Genomic DNA, 17,010 nt, shown 5'->3' with positions numbered 1-17,010 from the left:
CAGCGGTTGATCACGCCTGCATCAACCCGGCAACTCCAGATTATCCATCACCCGATTCACCGCCAGCTCCCCGAGCATGATCAGTTGCGCGATCCCCAACAACGTCCTGCGCTGCGACGCGGGTATGAGGTGGGCGAAGTCATGGGCGATGGTTCTGGCTGAGGCGAGTGTCTCGCTGGCATCGGCCAGCAGTTCTTCGTTTTTGAAGTCTGCGGTGACGGCGTACATCCGGCGGGTTTTTCGCGGTGGTGGGGTGGAGCCGGGTGGGCAGAGATAGTGGTCGAGGGCGCGTTCGGCGGCGTCGTTGAGTTTTTTTGAATCGAGGGATTCGTAGGGTGAGGCGAGATCGGTTTCGGGCGGGTTGGGTGTTGGTTTGATCATGGTGAAGCTCCTATAAGAGTGGAGCCGCCCAGAACTGTCGCTAAACAGGAAGGTGGCGGCTGTACGCAGGTTAGCGAACCGGTTATAGGCACCCGGCAGACCCGAGGGTCTCCCGCATACAGCCACCATAGCGAAGTTGCAGACATTGAATCTGCCACAAAGCATGGAGCGCTGATGCACCTATTACAGATTTGGGTCGCTAAACCCGATCGCTGACTCTTCAGCGACCGCACCACAATAGAACCCGACCCCAAGGCGCACAAGCCGGCGGATTCTGGCTTAGCTGTAGGCAAAGGCGCAAGAATTTGTAGCCTGAAAGGCGTGTCTGGAGGTGTCTTTTAAACAATATTGTTTAAAGGCAAAGAGGCTCAGGATTTGCGCAAAGTCTTCTGCCGCAAAATATAAACCGTCACCAGCACCGCACTGGTCAGCATGAACCCCCGTGCCCACGGCAGCGGCACCAGATAACACGAGAACAGAATGCTCGCCCACATCAGCCCGATCGCGTAGACCTTGCCCTTGAGCGGTATGCCGTTGCCATCGAGGTAATCGCGGATCCATGGCCCGAGCCGGGGATGTTCGACCAGCCATTTGTAAAAGCGCGGAGAGCTGCGGGCGAAACACGCCGCTGCGAGCAGGAGAAATGGGGTGGTGGGCAAAACGGGCAGGAAAATCCCGATCACCCCCAATGCCACGCTGAGCCAGCCGACGGCCAGCAAGAAGTAGCGCAACATCAGGGGGCGGTTGCCTATGGGGTTGTCCATAGGCCGGATCTTAGTGGTGACGTGGCTTGAGGATCGCCGGTTTTTCGTCTGGCGCCTGGCACAGCAAGTACAGCGCGGTCAGGGCTTCCGGGATCTGCACGATCATGTCGTCCATCAGGTTGGCGTCCTTGGCGATGTCTTCGAATTCCGGCTGCTCGTCGAACAGGCCCGAACCGACCATGATCGGCAGCAACATTTCGCTGACTTCTTCTTCGGCGGTTTCGAACCAGGCGGCTTCACGCAGGAACACGCCTTCCATGAAACCGATGCACCAGCCGCGCAGTTCGGAATCGTCCGGCTCGTCGCCCAGATCCAGTTCGCATGGCAGTTCGAATTCTTCATCCGAGGCCAGTTGACGGGCGATGTGCGCCTTGAGGCCGATCAAAGTGGCTTCGATCTCTTCGCGTTGGGCTTCACCGCTGTAGTGCGGCTCTTCGGCGAACAGGGCGTCGATCCACTCACGATCCGGCACGACGTCCGAGCAGATCGACAGGGCGGTGAGGTAGCCGTGAGCGGCCACGTAATCCAGCGCCTCGTCATGCAGTTCGTCGGCGTCGAGGAAGACTTGCAGGCGGGTCAATTGCTCAGCGAAGGACATTACGGGGCTACCTTGGGGAATAAACAATGCGGGAATTCTAGGCCTTCTTGCGCGCTCAAGCCAGCCGCATGGCAGATTTGCCGCAATAACGGACGGCATCCAAACCCTGTGGGAGCGAGCCTGCTCGCGAAAGCGCTGTGTCAGGCGCCTTTATAGTGACTGACCCACCGCATTCGCGAGCAGGCTCGCTCCCACAGGGGTCGATGTGAAGCTGTGTCTTATCAGCGGCACCCTGTGCAGGGGAGGGCTCGGGTATACTGCCGCGTTTTGCGCTCCCTGCGCGCATTGCGCCTGTCATGCAATGCGTTCTTACGATTCTGCGGTGCAGCTTTGCCCGTCATGAACCAGCCTTGCAGGGATGTTTTTGTGATTTCTGGAGTTTTTATGCTCGAACAGGCTCAACGCGTCCTCAAGGACATCTTCGGCTACGACAGTTTCCGTGGCCGTCAGGGTGCAATCATTGAGCGCGTGGCCAGTGGCGGTGATGCGCTGGTGCTGATGCCTACCGGTGGCGGTAAGTCCCTGTGCTTCCAGGTGCCGGCACTGTTGCGCGATGGCCTGGCGGTGGTGGTGTCGCCGTTGATCGCGTTGATGGACGACCAGGTTGCCACCCTCGAAGAGCTGGGTGTCGCCGCCGCTGCGTTGAACTCCACGCTCAGCGCCGAACAACAGCGCGACCTCGCGACGCGAATCAAGCGTGGCGAAGTGAAGATGTTGTATCTGGCGCCCGAGCGCTTGGTGCAGCCGCGCATGCTGTCGTTCCTGCAAGGGCTGAACATCGCGTTGTTCGCCATCGACGAGGCGCATTGCGTATCGCAATGGGGCCACGACTTCCGTCCGGAATACCTGCAACTGGGCCAGTTGGCCGAGATGTTTCCCGACGTGCCGCGTATCGCCCTGACGGCGACTGCCGACAAACGGACCCGCGAAGAGATCGTCACGCGCCTGCACCTGCAAAATGCCGAGCGCTTCCTGTCGAGCTTCGACCGCCCGAATATCTTCTACCGCATCGTGCCCAAAGAGCAGCCGCGCAAGCAGTTGCTGGCGTTCCTCGCCGAGCGGCGCAGCGATGCCGGCATCGTTTATTGCCTGTCACGCAAGAAAGTCGAGGAAGTCGCAGCGTTCCTGAGCGAGCAAGGCTTCCCGGCGCTGCCGTATCACGCCGGTCTGCCCAACGATCTGCGTGCCTTCAACCAGAAGCGCTTCCTCAATGAGGAAGGCCTGATCATGGTTGCCACCGTGGCGTTCGGCATGGGCATCGACAAGCCCAACGTACGCTTTGTCGCACATCTCGATCTGCCGAAATCCCTTGAAGCGTATTACCAGGAAACCGGTCGCGGTGGCCGTGACGGCCTGCCGGCGGATGCGTGGATGGCCTACGGTCTGCAAGACGTGGTGATGCTCAAGCAGATGCTGCAGAACTCCGAAGGCGACGAGCGGCACAAGCGTCTGGAGCAGCACAAGCTCGACGCCATGCTGTCGCTGTGCGAAGAAACCCGCTGCCGTCGCCAGACCTTGCTGGCGTATTTCGACGAAGACATGCCCGAGCCATGCGGCCATTGCGACAACTGTGTCGATGGCGTGCAGACCTGGGACGCCACCGAGCCGGCGCGTCAGGCGTTGTCGGCGATTTTCCGCACCGGCCAGCGGTATGGCGTTGGCCATCTGGTCGATGTGTTGCTGGGCAAGGACAACGAAAAAGTCCGCAGCTTCGGCCATCAGCATTTGTCGGTGTATGGCGTGGGCAAAGCACTGAGCGAAAGCGAATGGCGTTCGTTGTTCCGTCAGTTGGTCGCGCGGGGCTTGGCCGATGTCGATCATGAAGGTTACGGCGGCCTGCGGCTGAACGACAGTTGCCGACCACTGCTCAAGGGCGAGGTGAGCCTGGAGCTGCGCCGCGACCTGAAACCGCAAGTCGCCGCCAAGACCAACAGCAAGAGCCCGGCCAGCCAATTGGTGCGCGGCGAAGAGCGCGAACAGTGGGAAGCCTTGCGCGCCCTGCGGCGCAAACTCGCCGAAGAACACGGTGTGCCGCCTTACGTCATCTTCCCCGACTCGACGCTGCTGGAGATGCTGCGCAGTCAACCGACTTCGCTGGCGGAAATGGCCCGGGTCAGCGGCGTCGGTGCACGCAAGCTGGAACGTTATGGCGAGGCGTTCCTCGAAGTGCTGGGCGGCGAAGTCGAGGCACCGAAAGCGGTGGCCGATTTGCGCCACGAGCTGATCACATTGGCCCGCGCCGGGATGACGCCGTTGCAGATCGCCGGTCAGTTGCAGTGCTCGGAAAAAAACGTCTACACCATGCTCGCCGAGGCCATCGGCAAGCAGCAATTGTCCCTCGAGCAGGCGCTGGACTTGCCTGAAGAGCTGATGGGCGAAGTGCAGGACGCGTTCCTGGATGGCGAAGGTGAGTTGCCGTCGGTCGCCGAAATCGCCGAGTTGTTTGCAGGTCGGGTCCCGGAAGGCGTGCTGTATTGCGTGCGGGCTGCGTTGCAGTCGGAATTCGAGATGTAATTCGCCTGAGTACCCTCACCCCAGCCCTCTCCCAGAGGGAGAGGGGGCCGACCGAGGCGTCTGAGGTTTGACATCGACCTGAAAGAACCAGTCGATTATGGATTCGGTAAAGCAGGATCAGGTCGGCGTAATCCTGAAGCATCCCCCATTCAGTCCCCTCTCCCTCTGGGAAAGGGCCAGGGTGAGGGCCGTCCAATTCTGGATTCAGCAAAGCCCTCCCAAGTCGCAGAATATCTTAAGCATCCCCCATTCAGTCCCCTCTCCCTCTGGGAGAGGGCCAGGGTGAGGGGCCTCAAGATGTAACGATTCAGTACAGACCGCCACTTGCCTATAACTGCAGCTCATGCTTAGCTGGCTAATAATTAGAAATTCTTTATTTTTCAGTCTAACCGTGAGTGTTTTATGCCGTTAACCGATCAACACCGCTTTGGCATGCAACTGGCCCAGATGTCCCGTGGCTGGCGTGCTGAACTGGACCGCCGGCTGGCCGGCCTGGGTTTGTCCCAGGCGCGCTGGCTGGTGCTGCTGCATCTGGCGCGCTTCGAAGAGGCGCCGACCCAGCGGGAGCTGGCGCAGAGCGTCGGCGTCGAAGGCCCGACCCTTGCCCGTTTGCTCGATAGTCTGGAAAGCCAGGGCCTGGTGCAACGCCAGTCCGTGATGGAAGACCGCCGGGCGAAAAAGATCGTGCTCTGCGCGCCGGCCCTGCCGTTGATCGAACAAATCGAAACCATTGCCACACAACTGCGCCACGAATTGTTCGAGGGCGTCGACGAGGCGGATTTGAAGGTGTGCATGCGCGTTCACGGGCACATTCTGGCCAACCTGGAAAAATCTTGAGGCATTATCGCGCACCGGTTTTTTGAGGGATCGCGCGGAGCAGACTATAAGAACTACTGGGCAATATCGTGTTCGTACCGGATGTGCGAACGCATAGAAGTCGGTTTTGCTTATTTAAGGGATGCTCATGCTCGCAAGTTGGCACGTGGTACTGCGCGGTGGCGCCAAATGGCTGTTGGTCGCTGGCGTATTCAGTTACTCGACCGGGTCGATGGCCCTGGGGCTGGGTGACATCACTGTTCATTCAGCCCTCAATCAGCCGCTCAAGGCCGACATCGCTTTAGTGGATGTCGGCGCGCTCACGCAGAACGAACTCTCGGTCAGCCTGGCGACGGCAGATGAGTTCGGTCAGGCCGGGGTCGAGCGGGTGTTTTTCCTCAATGACCTGAAGTTCACGCCCATCGTGCATGGCAATCGCCAAATGATCCGGGTGACCTCCAATAAACCGGTCAATGAGCCGTTTCTGAATTTCCTCGTACAACTCAATCAGCCCAATGGCCGGTTGTTGCGCGAGTACACCGTACTGATCGATCCGCCCGGTTCGCCCGGAATCGTGCCGGCCACTGACGAGCCGGATCCCCGCCCGCAATCCTCTGCATTCCCCACGGTCGAACCTGTAACCGCGCCAGCGCAGGCTGCCCAAGGCAAACGCGAGACCGCACCTGCATCCGCACCCGCGCCTGCAACAAGCGCCGCCGCTGATGCCGTGGCCGAGCAATTGGCCGCCAGCGTATCGCTGAATCAGCAATTGCAAAAAACCGTCGATGAACTGAACAGCAAACTGCAATCACAGGATGTGCAGATAGCCGACGGCAAAAAGCAGGTCAGTGATTTGCAAACGCGCTTGGCAGAACTGCAAAAACCAACGCCACCGCCCGTAGTGGCCCCGACCCTGGCCCCGGTCGCTGCGGCGGTAGAGCCCGCGGAAGAGGGTTTGAACTGGCCAGTGCTCGGCGCTCTGTTGTTAGTGTTGGGCGCATTGGGCGGGCTGTTTATTTACCGTCGACGGCAACAACAGACACCGAGTGACGAGCCGTTGCCGCTGATGCCACTGCGCAATGATCCCGATGTCGATGCGGCCGAAAGCAGCGAGCCTGTCAGGGCTCACGCCTCAGCCGAGCACCGTGAAGAGCCGGCGGCGGGCGACGTGCTTGAAGCGGTGGGCATCTATCTGGCTTACGGACGGCTTGGTGAGGCGGTCGGCTTGCTGCGCGATGCCTTGCACAAGGAACCGGAGCGCGTCGACCTGGGTGTGCAATTGCTGGAGGTGCTGGGGCGCCAGGGCGATAACGCCGCCTACGATCTACAGGAAAGTCATTTGCGCGAACAGGGCGTCGATGCCCAGACGTTGCGGGAGGTTCGCGCCCGACATCCGAAACTGTCCGGGGCCGCAGCGTTGGCCGCGGTGGCGCCGATCATCGCGGCGGCCCCCGTTGTCGCTGCACAACCGGCCCCTGAAGATGATTTCGAGTTGAACCTGGGCGAGTTGTCGATGGATTCCAGTTGGGATCTGGAAGACAGTCGTTCGGCCCCTGCCGAGCCGCCAGCAGAGACTTCCGCGCTCGGTTCCGGTTTGCAGGTCTTGCCGCAGGACTTTGAATTGCCGGAAACAGCCAGCGACGACGCTGAACTTGAGTGGATCCCTGAGGTGGAAGCAGGGCCACTGGATGAAGATTTTCTCAATGAATTTGCTGATCCCGAACCGTCACTGGCGCTGCAACCTTTGGATTTGCAGACACCAGAGCCAGTACACGACGAAAATTCCGGAAAGCTCGAACAGGCTCAGACGTGCATTGACGACGGTGACATCGACAGCGCGATTGCGTTGCTCAATGAATTGCTCAAAGAGGGCGATGAACCTTTGAAGCAAACGGCGCGTACGTTGCTGGCGGGAATTCGCTGAAGCCTCCGATCCGATTTGCGGTTGAGCTGATACCGCCTTCGCGAGCAGGCTCGCTCCTACAATTGGAATGCGTTCCCCTGTGGGAGCGAGCCTGCTCGCGAAGGCGGATTGTCAGGCGACCTGATCAGAAGGTCTGTCCAAGGTTCAAATACACTGCCTGCTCATTCGCATCATTCAACCCGTAACTGAAATTCAGCGGCCCCAGCGGCGTGTCGAAACCAATAAACACGCTGGCCGCGTTGATATAGCCGCTGTCGAATTCATTGTCGTTGTTCCACGCCCGTCCACGCTCCAGGGAGGCGCCGGCATACAACGGGAAGTCCAGCGGCAGGTACGAGCGCGGTGTCAGTCGGCGGTAATACACCGCACGCATCAGGCTGACGTTTTGCCCGGAAATGGCATCCTCACGGAAACCCGACAACTGTCGCGCACCACCAAGCAGGAAGCTCGAAGTGACCACGTTGGCATCGTCGAGCGTGCGCCCATAGCGACCACCGAGAATCAGCGTATCCGGGCCACGGCTCATGGCTTTGTCGAGTTTGAATTCCCACTGCCGGTAGCGCGTGTCCGATCCCAGGCTTGGTTCGAATTGCATCAATGTCAGACTGATGTCCTTGCCTTCGTGAGGGAAGTACACGTTGTCCAGTGAGTCATACGAATACTTCAGCGCATAGAAACCTTCGTTGAAGTTTTCACTCGGCAGATCCTGATCGCCAATGCGCACATCGGCCTTGCCCCACGCCTCACCCACACCGAAACGCACTTCGCCGTTGTTGCCGATCTGGCGACCGAAGTTGAGACCGAAACCGTAGCGCTCGACGCGATACTGCGCGATCGGATCGTTGTCGAGCACCGAGTCGACGTTCTGCGCTTCGAACGATGCATACGGCGCGACGAAGTAGCGCGAACCAACGTCCAGCGGTTGATAGAACTCGGTGTACAACTCTTGTTTGTCGCCAATCTGTGCGCGGGTCAGCCATTCTGCGCCGAGGCGGTTGATGCCGTTGATGCGGTAACTGGCGCCGAGGTTGAAAGCGCTGTCGCCGCGCATGTCATCTGACAGGTTCAAGCCGACCCGCAGGTAATCGGTGCCGCTACGTTTACCCCGGGCGCTGATCACCAACGTGTGATCCTCGCCCTTGTGCACCACGCGGTATTGCACCTGCTCGAAGTAATCGAGCCCGTACAAAGTGCCCATGTCCGAGTGCAATCGCGCCAGGTCCAGCGGCTCGCCGATGTGCTGGCGGATGTAATAGCGAATCACATCATCATCGACTTTCGAGTCGTTCTCGACGCGGATCGCGGTGATGATCGGCGTGCGCTGCCCCGGTGAGCGCGCAGCATCGAGTTCGGCGTCGCGGGATTCGGCGGGTTTGAGTGTGGCCAGGCGCGCGTCGAGGATTCGGGTCGCGCGGTAACCGGCGTCGATCATTTCCTGCGCCTTGCCGAAATCTGTGACACCGAACGCTGCGAGCGCGGGCTGGATCAGCACATCGGAGGGTTTCAGCGCGGCCAGCTGTTCTTCGGAGTTGCTGCGGGTCATCAGGGTGATCGACTGGTTCAGCACGTCGACCACGGTGGTCAGTTGTTTGCGATTGCGCAGCGGTGTGCCGATATCGACGACGATGGCCACGTCGACGCCCATTTCCCGCGCCACATCGAGCGGAATGTTGTCGGTCATGCCGCCGTCCACCAGCAGTCGGCCGTCGAGTTCGACCGGGGCGAACACCGCCGGGATCGACATGCTGGCGCGAATCACCTGGGGCAGGTGGCCTTTGCGGAACACCACTTTTTCGCCGTTGGCGATGTCGGTCGCGACGGCGCGGAAGGGGATCGGCAACTTGTCGAAATCCCGGGTATCACTGGTATGCGCCAGCAGACTTTCCAGCAACAACGCGAGGTTCTGCCCCTGAATGACGCCCAGTGGCAGGCCGAGACTGCCGTCGTCGCGAAAGCTGAGTTTCTGTTTGACCAGGAAGTCGCGGTCATCCTGCTTGCGCCGAAACGGCACGTCTTCACGCGGTGGCGCGTCGGACAGCGCGGCTTGCCAGTCGATGCTCAGCGCGAGTTTTTCCAGCTCATCGATCTTGTAACCCGAGGCGTACAGGCCACCGACCACCGCGCCCATGCTGGTGCCGGCGATCGCATCGATCTTGATGCCTTGCTCTTCCAGCGCCTTGAGCACGCCGATGTGCGCCAGCCCACGCGCGGCGCCGCCGGACAGCACCAGACCGACTTTCGGTCGTGTCGCCTCACTGGCGTGGACAAACAGAGGAAGAAAACCTAGCAGCAGGCAAAACAGCAGACGGCGCATTGTGAGTCTCGGGGCAAGCGATAAAGCCGGCTATTATAGCGGCGCCCTCTGTCTCAGGAGTTTCAGCGAACATGACTGTCGCAAAAGCAGAAGTTGTCATCACTTATTGCACCCAATGCCAGTGGCTGTTGCGCGCGGCGTGGCTGGCACAGGAACTGCTCAGCACCTTCGGCGACGACCTCGGCAAAGTCTCGTTGGTGCCGGGCACCGGTGGGGTGTTTCACATCACCTGCGCCGGTGTGCAGATCTGGGAGCGCAAGGCCGACGGTGGTTTTCCCGAGGCCAAGGTGCTGAAGCAGCGCGTTCGCGATCAGATCGATCCTGACCGCGACCTCGGGCACAACGACCGCACTCAGTGAGACGCGGCTTCGGCGGCAACGGTTTTCTTGTCGGCGCTGCCAGACATCCGCGCGGACACGACGATGGCGATGATGATCAATGCGCCGCCCATCAACATCCGTAGCGTCGGGTTTTCGTTGAACAGCAGCCAGGCGATGGTGATGCCGTAAACCGGCTCCATGGCAAACACCACCGCCGCCGTGCGTGCCTTGATCACCGCCAGACTGGCGACGAACAAACTGTGAGCCACGCCAGTGCAGAACACCCCGAGCAAGCCGATCCACAGCCAGTCCAAGGCGCGGACCTCGCTGAGTTGTGGCGCCGCGACCGGCAGCAGACACAACGCCACCACCACGTTTTGACACAACGCTGCCTGCACCGCCGGAATCCGCCCGGAGCTGGCGCGATTGGTCAGCGACAGCAACGAAAACAGCAGACCCGACAACACCGCCCAGAGCAGGCCGGTGGTTGCGCCGCTGGCCAGATCGAAGGCCGGCGTCACCAGCACCAGACCGACCGTGACCAACACGACGAGGATGATCTCGTTGGCGCGGATGCGCTCGCGAAAGATCAGCCCTTCAAGGATCACCGTAAACGCCGGGAAACTGGCAAAACCCAACGTTGCGATTGCCACGCCGGCAACCTTCACCGAAACGAAGAAACTCACCCAGTGCCCGGCCAGCAACACACCGCTGAGGGCGAGGCGGCGCCAATCCACGGCTTGAAGTTTCTGCCAGCCGTGCTGGCTGGCGAAACGTGCAAAAAACGCCAGGGCGAGCACGGCAAAAGCCGCGCGACCGAAGACGATCACGGCGGGGGACGCGGCGGCGAGCTTGCCGAACACACCGGTCAGGCCAAACATCAAAGCGCCAATATGCAGAGCGCCGAGGGCGGTACGCGGAGTCATTGCAATCCTTTTTTCAGGTTCAATTCACCGGTCCATTGAACCGCGTATCGGCCCGCAAGTCTGTCGGCAGACTATCGTCTTTTGTCGTAGGAATCGCGCCGAAGCTGGCCGGGTGATGAGCCGAACTCACGTAGGACCGCGGCGGAAAAGGCACTCTGCGAGCTGTAACCGACGCGATTGGCGATTTCACCTATCGGCAACGCGGTGTCGCGCAGCAGTTGCACCGCCAGATGCAGGCGTCGGCTGCGAATGTAGTCCATCGGCGTCTGCCCGCATTCGGCCATGAACCGTGCATGCAGGCGCGCGCTGGATAAACCGGCGACTCGCGCCAGATCGGCGACTTGCAACGGGTAAGCGGCGTTTTGCTCGATGTGCGCATCCAGTGCGGCATAAGGCAGGCGCCGCGTGGCGAGTTCGGCCGGTTGCGCAAGATTGAGGCTGGCCAGCAGCAGCACTGCGCCTTGCTGAGCGATCAACGGATCGCTGACCGGACTGTTCGCCAGCCAGCTGACCAGCTGGCTTTGCCCAGAGTCCAGCGAAAGGCGTGCGGGCTGATCAAGCAAGCGGCGACTGGCCTCGGCATGTTCACCGAGTGAATCTGCGACCCATTGCCCTTCAGGAATATCGAGCACCAGACAGCGGCTGCCGTCGGGACTGCCGCAGGCATGATGCGCGCCGGACGGAATCACCACGAAACTCTGCTGGCGCACCTGACTGCCACAGCCTTCGACCTCGAAATCCAGCGCGCCGGACAAGCCAAACACCAATTGCGCGTGCTCATGGCTGTGCACGATCAAATCGCGGGTGTACTGACGCAGGGTAAGGATCGGTCGCATGGCAGGTCGTCTCCGAAGTAATCGCCAGTCTACACCGGCGCACACCGGATGCGTTGTCACAGGACTGACGCACACTTGTCATGGTCGATTAACCGCGCAGGCGCACTCTGGCGAAAACATCGCAGAGGGTTGCCCATGACCAGCGCCGAGCTCGCCAAACCCAGCCGCAAACAACGCGTGCGTACCTTGTGGATTTCCGACGTGCACCTGGGCACAAGGGATTGCCAGGCCGAGCATTTGTCGACGTTCCTCAAGGGCTATCACGCCGACAAGATTTACCTGGTCGGCGACATCATCGACGGCTGGAAACTGCGCGGCGGCATGTACTGGCCGCAAGCGCACACCAACGTGATTCGTCGTTTGCTGACCATGAGCAAGCGCGGCACCGAAGTGATTTACGTCACCGGCAATCACGATGAGTTCCTGCGGCGTTATTCGAAGCTGATTCTGGGCAACATTCAGTTGGTCGATGAGGCGGTGCACGTCACGGCCGATGGCCGCCATCTGCTGGTGATTCACGGCGATCAGTTCGATGTGATCACCCGTTACCACCGCTGGCTGGCGTTCCTTGGCGACTCCGCCTACGAATTCACCCTGACGCTCAATCGCTGGCTCAACCATTGGCGTGCGCGCTATGGCTACGGTTACTGGTCGCTGTCGGCGTACTTGAAACACAAGGTGAAGACGGCGGTGAGTTTCATCAGCGACTTTGAAGAAGCCATTGCCCATGAATGCGTGAAGCGTGAGTTGCATGGCGTCGTTTGCGGTCACATTCACCATGCCGAGATCCGCAAGGTGGGCGAGGTGGATTACCTCAATTGCGGCGATTGGGTGGAGTCGTGCACGGCGTTGATCGAGCATTGGGATGGCACGATCGAGCTGTATCGGCTGGCGGATGCGCAGGCACGTGAGGCGGAGCTCAGGGCTGCCAAAGTCGCCGAACTTGCCTGAACAACACAAATCCCTTGTGGGAGCGAGCTTGCTCGCGAATGCAGTACATCAGACAAAGCAGTATTGCCTGATAATCCGCATTCGCGAGCAAGCTCGCTCCCACAATGGGCTGTGGTGTTCTCAGGCCGTGGTGTGTTCTTCCATTGCCGCTTTGTAGATCGAGTTCTTCGGCTGCGCAAACAGTCTTTCCATCATCGGCTCAAAGAAACTCAAAGGCAGCGTGTCATAGTCAGGATCAAACGCCGCCGCATCGTATTTGGCACAGAACTCGGCAGTCGCTTGATACTGCGGATGACCGGCGAACTGCTCGCGCAGATGCCGATCCATGCCCAGATGATGGAAAAAGTAATAGCCCTGAAACACCCCGTGCTTCTCGACCATCCACAGGTTCTCGGCACTGACGAACGGCTTGAGAATTGCCGCGGCAATGTCCGGGTGGTTGTAGGAACCCAAGGTGTCGCCGATGTCATGTAACAACGCGCAGACCACGTATTCCTCGTCGCGGCCATCACGAAAGGCGCGGGTCGCGGTTTGTAGTGAATGGGTCAGGCGATCCACAGGAAAGCCGCCGAAATCGCCTTCGAGCAGTTTCAGGTGGGTCAGGATCCGTGACGGCAACTGCTTGGCGTAGGCGCTGAAGTCCGCAGCAATGATCGCCCAGTCCTCCTGCGTACCGTCCTGCATGTGTGTGAAGCGGGCATTGGCGTTCATCGGCCATCCTCTAGTGAGTGTTCAGAACGCCACGCGACCCAGAATCATGTCGCGGTACATGACGAAGTCGCCAAACAGGCTGTAAAGCGGATGCTGGAAAGTCGCCGGTCGGTTCTTTTCAAAAAAGAAGTGCCCGACCCAGGCAAAGCTGTAACCGGCCAGCGGCAAGGCCAATAACAGCAGCCAGGCGCCCTTGGCGATGGTCATCGCGAGAATAAAAATCACCAGGGTCGTGCCGATGAAATGCAGGCGACGACAGGTACTGTTGCTGTGTTCGCTGAGGTAATACGGATAGAACTCAGCGAAGCTGTTGAAATGCTTGATGTTTTCCACGACCGCGTTCTCTGTGGTTATTGTTCTGGCGACGAGTTGTTCTGCGGGTAGCTTATTTGAGTCTAGAGTGATCATTGGCGTGGGCCAGTGACAATCGGCGCCACTTTAGTATCCTTCGCAAATCAGGCCGTAGCATGCGGCCCCTCATGTAAAAGAATAACGCCATGAGCGAACGAACGACTTCTGCAAGCTGGGCGATGGGGATTGTCAAAGCATTGGAGATGGACGGCCTGGATTGCCGGGTTCTGTTCAAGCAACTGGGGCTCGATTACACGGCTCTGGATGATCCGGATGCGCGTTTCCCGCAAGATTCCATGACCCGACTCTGGCAACGGGCGGTCGAGCTGTCCGGCAACCCGGCGATCGGCCTGAACATGGGCAAAGTGGTGCGACCGGCGTCGTTTCATGTCGCCGGTTATGCGCTGATGTCGAGCAATACGCTGGCCGAAGGCTTTCAACGGCTGGTGCGCTATCAGCGGATCATCGCCGAAAGTGCCGACCTGAGCTTTCGTCTGCTGGAAGAAGGTTACGCGCTGATTCTGACGGTGCACGGCGATCACTTGCCGCCGACCCGGCAAAGCGCCGAAGCCTCACTGGCCTGTGCGCTGGGCCTGTGCGGCTGGTTGACCGGACGCACGCTGCATCCGGTCAAAGTGCTGGTGCAGGGCGCCCAACCTGCCGATCTGGAACCATATAAACAAGCCTTTCACGCACCGTTGGTGTTCAACGCGCCGTACGACGCGCTGATCTTCGAACGCGCCGACATGGAAGCGCCGCTGCCCACCGCCAATGAAGCGATGGCGCTGCTGCACGACCGCTTTGCCGGGGAGTATCTGGCGCGGTTCTCGGAGAGTCGCGTGACCCACAAGGCGCGACAGGTGTTGTGCCGGTTGCTGCCGCAAGGGGAGCCGAAACGCGATACCGTGGCGCAGACCCTGCATTTATCGCAGCGTACCTTGCAGCGCCGCTTGCAGGAGGAGGGTACGAGTTTTCAGCAGTTGCTCGATGACACTCGCCGCGAACTGGCCGAACAGTATCTGGCGCAACCGAGCATGACCTTGCTGGAAATCGCTTACCTGTTGGGTTTCGCCGACCCGAGCAACTTCTTTCGCGCGTTCCGCCGCTGGTTCGACACCACGCCCGGCGATTACCGGGCGCGGCTGTTGCAGGCGCCGAGTGCGATCAGTGACGCCAGAAGGCCGGAATACACAGCACAAACACCGTAATGATCTCCAGTCGGCCGAGCAGCATGCCGAACGACAGAATCCATTTGGCGGCATCCGGCAGGGTGGCGAAGTTGCCTGCCGGGCCGATGGTTTCGCCCAGCCCCGGGCCGACGCCGGACACGGTGCTGGCGGCGCCGGTCAGCGCGGTCATCCAGTCGACGCCAAGCAGCGACAGCAGCAGGGCAATCACGCAGATGGTGATGGCAAAGAAGAACGAAAAAGTCAGAATCGAACGGACGATCTCTTCGTCGAGACGGTGACCGTTGTACTTCTGCTTGATCACCGCGCGCGGGTGAATCAGCTGATTAAGGTTGGCCTTGAGCAGGATGTAGGCGACCTGGAAACGGAAGATCTTGATCCCGCCCGCCGTCGACCCGGAACAACCGCCGACAAACCCCAGATAGAAGAACAGCATCAGCGAGAAGTTGCCCCACAGGCTGTAGTCGCCCAAGGCGAAACCGGTGGTGGTGACCACCGAGGTCACGTTCAGCGCCACGTGGCGTAGCGCATCCAGCCAATGCAGGTTGGTCGTCCACCAGTACCAGGTGCCGAGCACCAGCCAGGTCACCAGCAACATGCCGAGCAAACCCTGCACCTGTTGATCCTTGATCAGCGCCTTGCGGTTGCCGCGCAGCGTCGCCACGTACAGGGTGAACGGCAGGCTGCCGAGAATCATGATGACCACCGCCACCCAGTGCACCGCCGGTTGCGTCCACTTGGCCAAGGATTGGTCGGAGGTCGAGAACCCGCCGGTGGAAATCGCCGACATCGCATGGTTGATCGCGTCGAACGGGCTCATCCCGGCCCACCAGAACGCCAGGCTGCCGAGGATGGTGATGCCGACATACGCGGCAACGATCAGCCGCGCCACCATGTGCGAGCGCGGCATGACCTTTTCCGAACGGTCCGAGGATTCGGTCTGGAACAGGCGCATGCCACCAATGCGCAGCAGCGGCAGAATCGCCACTGCCATGCCGATAAAGCCGATGCCGCCGATCCAGTGCAACAACGAGCGCCACATCAGAATGCCCGGTGACATCGTGTCCAGACCGTTGAGCACGGTCGAGCCGGTCGCGGTGATGCCGGACATGCTTTCGAAAAACGAATCGGTGTAGCTGATGTGCTGGGTCAGCAGAAACGGCAGCGCGGCGAAAATGCACACCACCAGCCAACTGCTGACGGTCAGCAGATACATGTCACGCGGGCGCAGGTGAATGTGCTCCGGACGACCGGGAATCACCAGCGCGAGGCCGGCGACGAAGGTGATCATGCTCGCCCAGAGGAACGACGGCAGATCGCCGGTGCGTTCGAAAATCACCAGGGTGGCCATGGGCACGACCATGGCCACGGCCAGGGTGATCAGGAAGATGCCGATGATGAAACCAATGATCCGTAAGGTCGGCAACGCCATGAAGTCCGCTCGGGCTGATGTGGGAAGGGCGCCATTCTACCCGTGGGGCAGGGCATGTAAACCGGCATCCTGTTGGCAGATAAAGCTAGAATAGCCGCACATATTTTTCAGGAGGTGGCCGATGCAGGCTCTCGACGCGTTGCTCAACCGTGTTTCCGTTCCACGACTGGTCGAACCGGCCCCCACTGCCGAGCAGCGCGAAGCTCTGTTTGGCGCAGCGATGCGCGCGCCGGATCACGGGCATTTGCAGCCGTATCGTTTCCTGACCGTCGAAGGCGCGGCGCGCGAGCAAATGGGCGAGTTGCTGGCCCAAGCGGCGCAGCAGCAGGCAGGCGAAGTCACCGAAGCAATGATCGACAAGGCGCGCAACGGCCCGCTGCGAGCGCCGCTGGTGGTCGTGGTCATCGCCAAATTGCAAGAGCACGTCAAGTATCCGAAAGCCGAGCAATTGTTGGCGGCTGGCTGTGCGGCGCACGGGATTTTGCTGGCGGCGTATGCGCAGGGGATTGGTGCGGTGTGGCGCACCGGTGATCTGGCTTATTCCAGGCATGTGGCGCAAGGCTTGGGGCTGGCGGAAGGTGAAGAGGTGATTGCGTTTCTCTACCTCGGGACGCCGCAGAAAGAGCCGCGTGTGGCGGAGAAGGTTGATCTGGCCGAGTTTGTCAGCGCCTGGCCGGGTAAGGGCTGAAGATCAAAAGCCCCTCACCCTAGCCCTCTCCCAGAGGGAGAGGGGACTGATTGGGGGATGCTGTAGAGGTACGCCGACGTGAGCGATCTGCGCTGAATCCATAATCGATTTCGGGTTAAGTCGAATGCAGGGTTGATTGCGGTGTTCAGAATCCATAATCGATTTCGGTTTAAGTCGAATGCAGGGTTGATTACGGTGTTCAGAATCCATAATCGATTTCGGGTTAAGTCGAATACAGAGTTGATTACGGGTTCAGAGTCCATAATCGACTCGGTTTTTCAGGTCGATGTCTGACGC

The 17,010-nt window shown here is 60.1% G+C and carries 16 protein-coding genes; 7 read left to right on the top strand and 9 right to left on the bottom strand.

The genetic code is table 11. The features are described from left to right. Positions 1–21 precede the first annotated feature (21 nt). The 3 genes from A8O26_RS20600 to A8O26_RS20590 all read right to left on the bottom strand — a co-directional run bounded on the left by A8O26_RS20600 (position 22) and on the right by A8O26_RS20590 (position 1,743). Positions 22–381, bottom strand: coding sequence for a DUF6124 family protein (locus A8O26_RS20600; RefSeq protein ID WP_064119605.1), 360 nt, complete (start codon positions 379–381; stop codon positions 22–24). 368 nt (positions 382–749) lie between these two features. Further along, the gene (locus A8O26_RS20595) at positions 750–1,145 is read right to left on the bottom strand and encodes a YbaN family protein (RefSeq protein WP_064119604.1); all 396 of its coding nucleotides are present in this window, start codon (positions 1,143–1,145) and stop codon (positions 750–752) included. A gap of 10 nt (positions 1,146–1,155) precedes the next feature. After that, positions 1,156–1,743, bottom strand: coding sequence for a YecA family protein (locus tag A8O26_RS20590; RefSeq protein WP_064119603.1), 588 nt, complete (start codon positions 1,741–1,743; stop codon positions 1,156–1,158). A gap of 384 nt (positions 1,744–2,127) precedes the next feature. Here A8O26_RS20590 and recQ point away from each other — a divergent pair, with 384 nt between their 5' ends. The 3 genes from recQ to A8O26_RS20575 all read left to right on the top strand — a co-directional run bounded on the left by recQ (position 2,128) and on the right by A8O26_RS20575 (position 6,997). Further along, positions 2,128–4,257, top strand: a complete 2,130-nt coding sequence (gene recQ / locus A8O26_RS20585) for a DNA helicase RecQ (protein WP_064119602.1) — start codon at positions 2,128–2,130, stop codon at positions 4,255–4,257. A 402-nt stretch (positions 4,258–4,659) separates the two neighbouring features. Then, positions 4,660–5,094, top strand: a complete 435-nt coding sequence (locus A8O26_RS20580; protein ID WP_007919713.1) for a MarR family transcriptional regulator — start codon at positions 4,660–4,662, stop codon at positions 5,092–5,094. Positions 5,095–5,221: 127 nt separating this feature from the next. After that, complete coding sequence (locus tag A8O26_RS20575; protein WP_064119601.1) at positions 5,222–6,997, top strand: FimV/HubP family polar landmark protein; 1,776 nt, start codon at positions 5,222–5,224, stop codon at positions 6,995–6,997. Between the two features lie 124 nt (positions 6,998–7,121). Here the strand turns inward: A8O26_RS20575 and A8O26_RS20570 are convergent, their stop codons facing one another. Continuing rightward, a complete protein-coding gene (locus A8O26_RS20570; protein ID WP_064119600.1) occupies positions 7,122–9,311 on the bottom strand; it encodes a patatin-like phospholipase family protein in 2,190 nt (729 codons plus the stop codon). Positions 9,312–9,382: 71 nt separating this feature from the next. On the opposite strand from A8O26_RS20570, the gene A8O26_RS20565 reads away from it, so the two are divergent. After that, positions 9,383–9,670, top strand: a complete 288-nt coding sequence (locus A8O26_RS20565; protein ID WP_064119599.1) for a SelT/SelW/SelH family protein — start codon at positions 9,383–9,385, stop codon at positions 9,668–9,670. On the opposite strand, the gene A8O26_RS20560 is transcribed toward A8O26_RS20565, so the two are convergent. Together A8O26_RS20560 and A8O26_RS20555 are read right to left on the bottom strand one after the other, a co-directional pair. Further along, a complete protein-coding gene (locus A8O26_RS20560) occupies positions 9,664–10,557 on the bottom strand; it encodes a DMT family transporter (protein WP_064119598.1) in 894 nt (297 codons plus the stop codon). The genes A8O26_RS20565 and A8O26_RS20560 overlap by 7 nt on opposite strands. Positions 10,558–10,628: 71 nt before the next feature. Continuing rightward, positions 10,629–11,393 (bottom strand): AraC family transcriptional regulator, encoded by a 765-nt coding sequence (locus A8O26_RS20555; RefSeq protein ID WP_064119597.1) that lies wholly within the window; start codon positions 11,391–11,393, stop codon positions 10,629–10,631. Between the two features lie 135 nt (positions 11,394–11,528). Between A8O26_RS20555 and A8O26_RS20550 the strand changes: the two genes are divergently transcribed. After that, complete coding sequence (locus A8O26_RS20550; RefSeq protein ID WP_064119596.1) at positions 11,529–12,344, top strand: UDP-2,3-diacylglucosamine diphosphatase; 816 nt, start codon at positions 11,529–11,531, stop codon at positions 12,342–12,344. Between the two features lie 120 nt (positions 12,345–12,464). Here the strand turns inward: A8O26_RS20550 and A8O26_RS20545 are convergent, their stop codons facing one another. Next, positions 12,465–13,055 carry an HD domain-containing protein gene (locus tag A8O26_RS20545; RefSeq protein ID WP_064119595.1) on the bottom strand — a complete coding sequence of 197 codons (591 nt, stop codon included), beginning with the start codon at positions 13,053–13,055 and terminating at the stop codon, positions 12,465–12,467. Between the two features lie 21 nt (positions 13,056–13,076). Then, positions 13,077–13,388, bottom strand: a complete 312-nt coding sequence (locus A8O26_RS20540) for a DUF962 domain-containing protein (RefSeq protein WP_064119594.1) — start codon at positions 13,386–13,388, stop codon at positions 13,077–13,079. A gap of 164 nt (positions 13,389–13,552) precedes the next feature. Between A8O26_RS20540 and A8O26_RS20535 the strand changes: the two genes are divergently transcribed. Next, positions 13,553–14,614, top strand: coding sequence for an AraC family transcriptional regulator (locus A8O26_RS20535; RefSeq protein WP_216637713.1), 1,062 nt, complete (start codon positions 13,553–13,555; stop codon positions 14,612–14,614). On the opposite strand, the gene A8O26_RS20530 is transcribed toward A8O26_RS20535, so the two are convergent. Next, positions 14,571–16,025 (bottom strand): TrkH family potassium uptake protein, encoded by a 1,455-nt coding sequence (locus A8O26_RS20530; RefSeq protein WP_064119592.1) that lies wholly within the window; start codon positions 16,023–16,025, stop codon positions 14,571–14,573. The genes A8O26_RS20535 and A8O26_RS20530 overlap by 44 nt on opposite strands. 121 nt (positions 16,026–16,146) lie before the next feature. Here A8O26_RS20530 and A8O26_RS20525 point away from each other — a divergent pair, with 121 nt between their 5' ends. After that, positions 16,147–16,713 (top strand): NAD(P)H nitroreductase, encoded by a 567-nt coding sequence (locus A8O26_RS20525; RefSeq protein WP_064119591.1) that lies wholly within the window; start codon positions 16,147–16,149, stop codon positions 16,711–16,713. Positions 16,714–17,010 lie beyond the last annotated feature (297 nt).

It is taken from the genome of Pseudomonas fluorescens (assembly GCF_001648775.1).
Classification (GTDB): Bacteria; Pseudomonadota; Gammaproteobacteria; order Pseudomonadales; family Pseudomonadaceae; genus Aquipseudomonas; species Aquipseudomonas fluorescens_M.
Note: the sequence above shows the minus strand (reverse complement) of the source record. Positions and strands in the feature narration are given on the sequence as shown.

What these genes read in the sequence shown, in the direction of transcription:
- A8O26_RS20600 (WP_064119605.1), bottom strand. Translation starts at nt 381, where the DNA reads ATGATCAAACCAACACCCAACCCGCCCGAAACCGATCTCGCCTCACCC.
- recQ (WP_064119602.1), top strand. Translation starts at nt 2,128, where the DNA reads ATGCTCGAACAGGCTCAACGCGTCCTCAAGGACATCTTCGGCTACGAC.
- A8O26_RS20560 (WP_064119598.1), bottom strand. Translation starts at nt 10,557, where the DNA reads ATGACTCCGCGTACCGCCCTCGGCGCTCTGCATATTGGCGCTTTGATG.
- A8O26_RS20575 (WP_064119601.1), top strand. Translation starts at nt 5,222, where the DNA reads ATGCTCGCAAGTTGGCACGTGGTACTGCGCGGTGGCGCCAAATGGCTG.
- A8O26_RS20545 (WP_064119595.1), bottom strand. Translation starts at nt 13,055, where the DNA reads ATGAACGCCAATGCCCGCTTCACACACATGCAGGACGGTACGCAGGAG.
- A8O26_RS20550 (WP_064119596.1), top strand. Translation starts at nt 11,529, where the DNA reads ATGACCAGCGCCGAGCTCGCCAAACCCAGCCGCAAACAACGCGTGCGT.
- A8O26_RS20580 (WP_007919713.1), top strand. Translation starts at nt 4,660, where the DNA reads ATGCCGTTAACCGATCAACACCGCTTTGGCATGCAACTGGCCCAGATG.
- A8O26_RS20565 (WP_064119599.1), top strand. Translation starts at nt 9,383, where the DNA reads ATGACTGTCGCAAAAGCAGAAGTTGTCATCACTTATTGCACCCAATGC.
- A8O26_RS20535 (WP_216637713.1), top strand. Translation starts at nt 13,553, where the DNA reads ATGAGCGAACGAACGACTTCTGCAAGCTGGGCGATGGGGATTGTCAAA.
- A8O26_RS20570 (WP_064119600.1), bottom strand. Translation starts at nt 9,311, where the DNA reads ATGCGCCGTCTGCTGTTTTGCCTGCTGCTAGGTTTTCTTCCTCTGTTT.
- A8O26_RS20530 (WP_064119592.1), bottom strand. Translation starts at nt 16,025, where the DNA reads ATGGCGTTGCCGACCTTACGGATCATTGGTTTCATCATCGGCATCTTC.
- A8O26_RS20595 (WP_064119604.1), bottom strand. Translation starts at nt 1,145, where the DNA reads ATGGACAACCCCATAGGCAACCGCCCCCTGATGTTGCGCTACTTCTTG.
- A8O26_RS20525 (WP_064119591.1), top strand. Translation starts at nt 16,147, where the DNA reads ATGCAGGCTCTCGACGCGTTGCTCAACCGTGTTTCCGTTCCACGACTG.
- A8O26_RS20555 (WP_064119597.1), bottom strand. Translation starts at nt 11,393, where the DNA reads ATGCGACCGATCCTTACCCTGCGTCAGTACACCCGCGATTTGATCGTG.
- A8O26_RS20590 (WP_064119603.1), bottom strand. Translation starts at nt 1,743, where the DNA reads ATGTCCTTCGCTGAGCAATTGACCCGCCTGCAAGTCTTCCTCGACGCC.